At 56.1% G+C, this 6,899-nt stretch carries 8 protein-coding genes; 5 read left to right on the top strand and 3 right to left on the bottom strand.

What is annotated here, in order from left to right:
* Positions 1-23 precede the first annotated feature (23 nt).
* Positions 24-317 (bottom strand): co-chaperone GroES, encoded by a 294-nt coding sequence (locus AO068_RS20330; RefSeq protein WP_003304675.1) that lies wholly within the window; start codon positions 315-317, stop codon positions 24-26.
* A 254-nt stretch (positions 318-571) separates the two neighbouring features.
* Complete coding sequence (locus tag AO068_RS20335) at positions 572-1,066, bottom strand: FxsA family protein (RefSeq protein WP_002555024.1); 495 nt, start codon at positions 1,064-1,066, stop codon at positions 572-574.
* A gap of 278 nt (positions 1,067-1,344) precedes the next feature.
* Here AO068_RS20335 and AO068_RS20340 point away from each other — a divergent pair, with 278 nt between their 5' ends.
* The gene (locus tag AO068_RS20340; RefSeq protein ID WP_057401643.1) at positions 1,345-2,103 is read left to right on the top strand and encodes an SDR family oxidoreductase; all 759 of its coding nucleotides are present in this window, start codon (positions 1,345-1,347) and stop codon (positions 2,101-2,103) included.
* Positions 2,104-2,156: 53 nt separating this feature from the next.
* On the opposite strand, the gene AO068_RS20345 is transcribed toward AO068_RS20340, so the two are convergent.
* Positions 2,157-3,164 carry a DUF481 domain-containing protein gene (locus AO068_RS20345; protein ID WP_002555026.1) on the bottom strand — a complete coding sequence of 336 codons (1,008 nt, stop codon included), beginning with the start codon at positions 3,162-3,164 and terminating at the stop codon, positions 2,157-2,159.
* 164 nt (positions 3,165-3,328) lie between these two features.
* On the opposite strand from AO068_RS20345, the gene AO068_RS20350 reads away from it, so the two are divergent.
* From AO068_RS20350 to AO068_RS20365, 4 genes are all read left to right on the top strand, one after another.
* Positions 3,329-3,685 carry an MGMT family protein gene (locus AO068_RS20350; protein ID WP_058409281.1) on the top strand — a complete coding sequence of 119 codons (357 nt, stop codon included), beginning with the start codon at positions 3,329-3,331 and terminating at the stop codon, positions 3,683-3,685.
* A gap of 54 nt (positions 3,686-3,739) precedes the next feature.
* Positions 3,740-5,290, top strand: coding sequence for an AmpG family muropeptide MFS transporter (locus AO068_RS20355; protein WP_058409282.1), 1,551 nt, complete (start codon positions 3,740-3,742; stop codon positions 5,288-5,290).
* Between the two features lie 28 nt (positions 5,291-5,318).
* Positions 5,319-5,651: a hypothetical protein gene (locus AO068_RS20360; RefSeq protein WP_004656474.1), complete on the top strand. Its 333-nt coding sequence runs from the start codon at positions 5,319-5,321 to the stop codon at positions 5,649-5,651.
* Positions 5,652-5,974: 323 nt separating this feature from the next.
* The coding region (locus AO068_RS20365; protein WP_152999754.1) for a type VI secretion system Vgr family protein at positions 5,975-6,899 on the top strand (925 nt) is incomplete at its 3' end.

Genomic DNA, 6,899 nt, shown 5'->3' on the forward strand with positions numbered 1-6,899 from the left:
GTAACGGAAATCAGCGGGAGCACTCAGCCTTCGACGACAGCAAGAATCTCGTTCTCGCTCATCACCAGCAGGTCTTCGCCGTCTACTTTCACTGTGTTGCTGCCGGAATAAGGGCCGAACACAACCTTGTCACCCACTTTCACAGCCAGCGCACGTACTTCGCCGTTGTCCAGCACGCGGCCGGTACCCACAGCAACGATCTCGCCGCGGTTAGGCTTTTCAGCAGCCGAACCTGGCAGAACGATACCGCCGGCAGTTTTCGTTTCTTCTTCACTGCGACGGATTACGACGCGGTCATGCAGAGGACGAAGCTTCATTGTCGATCTCCTGATTATGTTTGTTTGATCGTCCGGTGAGTGCACCGGCCGGTTTAAATCCGGACTTGCCGGTTACGGTTCGACGCGCGAACCGCAGAATACGGTCTGGCCTTCATGCCAGAAACCTTGCGGTGACCCATACATAAGGGCGAGCAAAGTGATTACAAGTCTTGGGCAAAAAAATTTTACAGCCCAACTGCCACCCCAAAACGAGCGCGGCACCCGAAGGTGCCGCGCTGCCGGGGGTGTAACGTCTACTTGTCGCGATGTTCGAACTCACCTTCGATCACATCCGGCTCGCGGGTCGGCTGGTGAATGGCATTCGGGCGATGGCTGGCAGGTCCCTGATTGGCCTGAGTCTGCAGATCATCGGCGAAGGCGCGCTGACGCATAGCCTGATCCTCTGCACGGCGACGAACCTTGTTGATCAGCAGACGACGAGTAATCGGCAGCAGACAGATCACACCCAGAATGTCACTGATGAAGCCGGGCAACAGCAGTAGACCGCCACCGACGGCGACCATTAGGCCTTCAAGCATTTCCTGGGCAGGCAGCTCGCCACGCGCCAGGCTTTCGCGCGCACGCAGCGCCGTGGCAAAACCGGCTACCCGCATGACGAACAAGCCGAGCATGGACGTCGCGACGACCAGCAGGAAGGTCCAGAGAAAGCCGATGGACATCCCGACACGAACCAGCAGAAACAGCTCAAGTACCGGGAATAATAAAAACAGCAGCAAAAAAACACGCATCAAATGAGTTCCTCAAGGGAAGAATGCCTTCCGAGTAGACCGTATGTGATGTCAGAAGGTCGTTAATTCAAGCTCCCTGCGCTTGGGTAACAGCTCAATTATGCGCATAAGTCAGCTGAACCTGGGCTTCACAAACGTGTATCGGTGTATTTCAGGGCCAGATGGCAGACCCGAGACGAACGCGCAAAAACAGCCTATAACGTGCTCTGGCTATGGCATAAGCACTCGCATCAAGCCAGTGATGCCATGGAAACGATCAACTGTGATTGGGCACGCACATGGAATTGAAAGACAAGCTGATAATTATCACCGGCGGATGCCAGGGGCTAGGCAGAGCCATGGCCAAATATCTGGCTGGCAAGGGCGCGAACCTGGCACTGCTGGACCTGAATCAGGACAAGCTTGATCAGGCTGTCGCAGCCTGTGAGGCGCTTGGGGTCAATGCTCGCGCCTATCTATGCAATGTCGCCAATGAAGAACAGGTCGTCGACACAGTCAACAAGGTCGCCGAGGACTTCGGGGCCATTCATGGCCTGGTCAACAACGCCGGTATTTTGCGTGACGGCCTGCTGGTCAAGGTCAAGGATGGCGAAATTACCAAACTGAGCCTGGCGCAGTGGCAGTCGGTAATTGACGTCAACCTGACCGGCGTATTCCTCTGCACGCGCGAGGTAGCGGCGAAAATGATCGAGCAGAAGACTCAGGGCGCGATCATCAATATATCGTCGATTTCACGGGCAGGGAATATCGGACAAACCAACTATTCGGCAGCCAAGGCCGGCGTTGCCGCTGCGACCGTTACTTGGGCAAGGGAACTGGCACGCTACGGAATCCGCGTGGCGGGCGTGGCACCTGGGTTCATTGAAACCGAAATGACCGAAAGCATGCGCCCCGAAGCACTTGAGAGGATGACCTCGGCCATCCCGCTCAAGCGCATGGGCAAACCAGACGAAATCGCCCACTCGGTGGCTTACATTCTTGAAAACGATTATTTCAGCGGCCGCATACTGGAGCTGGACGGCGCGATGAGAATCTAGTCAACCCATCCTGGCAGAGCGATGCACACAGTGCGCATCGCTCGCCACGTTGCTTACCAGCTCACACCGAAACCGGCGGTGTAGCGGGTCTTGTCCACGTCGCCGTTATCCGAGCCACTGATGATGTTTTTCTCGGCCTTCAGGTTAAGCGATGCCCAGTCGGTAACCTTGTAGCGCAGCCCGGCTTCGACATCCATGGAGTAATCGGCAACGCCGCTCAACGGTTTGCCCAGCTCGCCGTTGCTGAAGAACTCGAACTTCTTGCCGATCAGGTAGCGGTTGTAATCCCAGGTACCTGCGACCGAATAGAAGTTTTCCTTCTGGCCATTGGAGAATTCGAAATCTGTACGGTTAAGCAGCGCACCGACCTTGAAGGCTCCCAGCTCGTCATCCCACAGCTGGTAACCAGGACCTGTACCGACAACACGCTGACGCGACAGGTCTTCGATCTTGTCGCGCTTGTAGGTGACACGAGCATCCCAGAAGAATTTCTCGGTCAGGAAGCGATCCAGCGAGTATTCGGCGCTCCAGTTGTCAGTGCCGACCACATCATCGGTCGTTTCGCGGTTGTAATCGCCTTTGGCGTTATGGCGCCATTGGCCGTGACGCGCTGAAGTCTTGAAGGCAATGTTGTAGTCATTGGTGTCGTTTTCTGCCTGCTGGAAATCCAGCGCCGCATCGATATTGCCTTTCCAGACAAGATCAGTGATAACCGGCTTGGGCTTGATGATCTGATGGATACTTGCCAGTTCGACGGTCTTGGGTGCATCGCCATTAGCCAGCACGACCTTGCCATCATCGGCAGCCTGCAACGACTTGGAGACTTCGCCTGTGTGCTCATCCTGCTTGACCAGTAGTGGCTGATCGCTTTGCAGAGTTTTGACCTGCTTCCAGTCCAACGGAATAGCGCCGCCGTATTCGGTCTGCAACAGTAGCTTGCCACCATCGAACACTTTGATTGTGCCAGTCAGCCGGTCACCGTTCTTCAACCAGACAGTGTCGGCAAGCAATGGAGTTGAAACAGTAGTAATTGCGAGGCACAGCAGGGTTCTGGACAACATAAGCGGTAATCAGGCTCTGTTTGGCGGGAAGGCGGGCATTATCCTGCAGAAGAACATCAAGGCGATCTCAATCCATTGACCGCCGGACACGGTGGTAACAGACAGCAGCGATCGACCAAAGTTCCGCGAACGACAATCAATATCGTTTTATACAGGATAAATGTGTGACCAACCCAGACTTGACACTTCTTTACCCTGGCGAGCCGTCATCTGCCGAAATACGACGTACGGCCCTCTACCTGACGATGGCGCAAATACCGGAGGGCAAAGTGGTCGCTTACGGTCAACTGGCTGAAATGGCAGGGCTGGGCAGAGCTGCGCGCTGGGTGGGCCGTACATTGAGTCAGTTGCCGGACGGCTCTTCCCTGCCCTGGCATCGGGTGTTGGGGGCCGGCGGTCGGCTCAGTCTGCCCGCTGGCAGTGTGTCCGGTGACGAACAGCGAGCCCGTTTACGCGCCGAGGGCGTTACCATTCGGAATAATCGGGTGGATATGCAGCGCCATGGCTGGCGTCCCCTATAGCACAGCGGTTAGAGTGCGCCCTTTGTTTTCGTAACCTGAGGCAGATTCCAGCCCATGCCCCGTAAAACCTGGCGCGCCGCGCTCGCCGCATATGCCAGCCCGTCGACATTAGTGTTACTGCTGCTCGGATTCGCTGCGGGCATGCCTTATATGCTGGTCTTTTCGACCTTATCCGTGTGGTTGCGCGAAGCCGGTGTTGCTCGCGAGACCATCGGCTATGCGAGCCTGATCGGTCTTGCCTACGCCTTTAAATGGGTCTGGTCGCCCTTACTCGACCAATGGCGCCTGCCGTTTCTGGGCAAGCTGGGGCGGCGGCGCTCCTGGTTGGTGCTTGCACAGAGCCTGGTGATTCTCGGCCTGATTGGTATGGGTTTCTGCGATCCGCAGAAGCATTTGTCTTGGCTGATCGCAATTGCTGTAGTAGTGGCCTTCGCCTCCGCAACGCAAGACATCGCCATCGACGCCTATCGCCTTGAAATCGCTCAGGACACCCAGCAGGCCGCCCTCGCCGCCAGTTACATGTCCGGCTATCGGGTGGCCGCACTGTTGGCGACCGCGGGCGCGCTTTACTTCGCTGAAGGTTTCGGCTCAACAGGCTTTGCCTACAAGCATTCGGCGTGGACCGGCACCTATGTGCTGTTTGGCCTGCTGATGCTGCCAGCGCTGGTCACTACGCTGATCATGCGCGAGCCGCCAGTACCGTTGCGCACCCAGCTGTCGGCAGCGCGCTATGGTTTTACCCACCAGTTGGCCTCGGTGTTCGTGCTCATTGTGCTGCTGGTTTCAGTACCGGCAATGTTTACCCAGCTTTACAACACCGACTTCGCCAGCGTGCTGTTCAACGGCACCAGCTGGATGGACCTGCTGCTGGAAGACCGGGCTTTCCTGCGCGCCATTCTCTATACGCTTCTGACCTTCGCCTGCCTGTCGTCAATGGGTCGTCGCGGGCTGGCGCCGGTGCTTACGCCGATCAACGACTTCATCATGCGTTACCGCTGGCAGGCCCTGCTGTTACTGGGCCTGATTGCGACCTATCGAATGTCGGACACGGTGATGGGCGTCATGGCCAACGTGTTCTACATCGACCAGGGCTTCACCAAGGACCAGATCGCCAGTGTCAGCAAGATCTTCGGCCTGATCATGACCCTGCTGGGCGCTGGTGCCGGTGGTCTGCTGATCGTACGCTTCGGCATCATGCCGATCCTGTTCATCGGCGGCTTCACCTCGGCAGCGACCAACATCCTGTTCCTGTTGCTGGCGGACATGGGCCCGAACGTGAAGATGCTGATCCTGACCATCTCACTGGACAACCTCAGCTCAGGGCTGGCGACATCAGCGTTTGTCGCCTACCTGTCGAGCCTCACCAACCTTAAGTTTTCCGCCACTCAATACGCACTGCTCAGCTCAATCATGCTGCTGTTGCCGCGTTTGCTGGGCGGTTATTCCGGCGTGGTGGTGGAGAAATTCGGTTATCACAATTTCTTCCTGATCACCGCTCTGCTGGGCATTCCAACGCTGGTGATGATCATCCTGCAATGGAGCCGCGAGATACGCACCGTGAAGACCGAGGCACCGACAGCAGTTTCAGAGATTGAGAAGCCCTGATCGCCGGATCACTCATCAAGGAAAAAAAGTGGACACCGAAAACCAAACACGCCCTTTCAACCCCATCCCACTGATTCTTATCAGCCTGGGGATCTGGCTACCCATCATCGGCACTCTGCTGACATATTATCTGTCGCGAGACGCTGATGGCCTTTCCGGATCAATGGCCTTGGGCAGTGCGGTAGTCCTGCTAGCGCAGGTGGAAATCTTCGCGATCATCTTTCTGCTGATTTATGCGTTCGCTGTAAAGCCATGGAGACTGTCCAGAAAGATACGCACAGTGTTCTCCATCAACGCAGTAGCCGCCACTGTCGCGGGCATAGGCATTATCGTCACGCTGGCCAATATAAGCCTGCAGTAAACGCCAACTAAAAAGCCCTGATGCTCGTGAGCCAGGGCTTTTCATAGCACACGCCTCCAGCCCTCTCCAAAAGCAAAGTCTTGCAGTCTGCATGGCTGTGTTCATTGCGCCGTAAGAAACGCACTACAGCTTCTTATGAATTGGACGACGAAATCGTTAGCCATTCCCCACTACCTCAGCGCGCCATGAGGAGTAATGTTGCCCGGTGATGGCCCATTGCAATTTAAGTGTGTGCCCCGGAAAGAAGTCTATAGACTCACGCCCCTCTCTATATCAGCACTCTCTAGCGGAACGAGCGGCTGGTTTTATATAACGGAGCAACAATGTTAAAGGATCTAACGGCGCTATTTGCGCCACAAAACCGTCGTTTGATCAAGCTGACGACCGTTGCCCGTGACGAACAGGAACTCCTGCTGGAAAGTTTTTCCGGCACTGAAAGCCTGTCCGAGCTGTTCAGTTTCGAGTTGTCGATGATCAGCCGCGACGCCGGCCTGGAACTCAAATCGCAGATCGGCCAGCCTGCACAATTGGCAATAGAACTCGCCACCGGCGAATCGCGCTACATCAATGGTTATATCAGTGCCTTCAGCCTGGAAGGCAGCGACGGCGGCCTGGCCCGCTACAGCGCCACGCTCAGCCCCTGGCTGTGGATGCTCTCGCGACGCGTCGACTCGCGCATATTTCAGGAACAGACCATCGAAGCCGTTATCCGAACGGTATTTGCAGCCTACGGCGCATTGCCCGACTTCGAGTTTCAACTCAGCCAGCCACTCAAGACGCACAGTTACATCACCCAGTACCGTGAAAGCGATCTGACCTTTGTATTGAGGTTGCTGGAACACGAAGGCCTGTTCTTCTATTTCGATCACAATCAGGAAAAGCACACACTGATCATTCTTGATCACTCGCGTGACCTCTCTCCCCTGCAGCAACAGCCAACCATTCGTTATCACAGCGCATCCGTTACCGAAACAGCGGACTCGATTACCGAATGGCGCAGCCATCGACGTCTGCAATCGGGGCGCATGTCCATTCAGACATTCGACTACAAGCAGCCCCGTAATCAGTTGCCTGTCGGCATGCCGAGCCTCAATGAGCAGGGCAACGTCGACGCGTATGAAGTGTATGACGTGTTTGATCACTACAGCCATGGCACCTTCAAAGACGGTGAACGCCTGGTGCGTCAGCGCCTGGAAGCCATTGAAGTACAGGGCAAGACATTCACCGGCAACAGTACCTGCCGCGCCA

The organism is Pseudomonas sp. ICMP 3272 (assembly GCF_001466905.1).
Classification (GTDB): Bacteria; Pseudomonadota; Gammaproteobacteria; order Pseudomonadales; family Pseudomonadaceae; genus Aquipseudomonas; species Aquipseudomonas amygdali.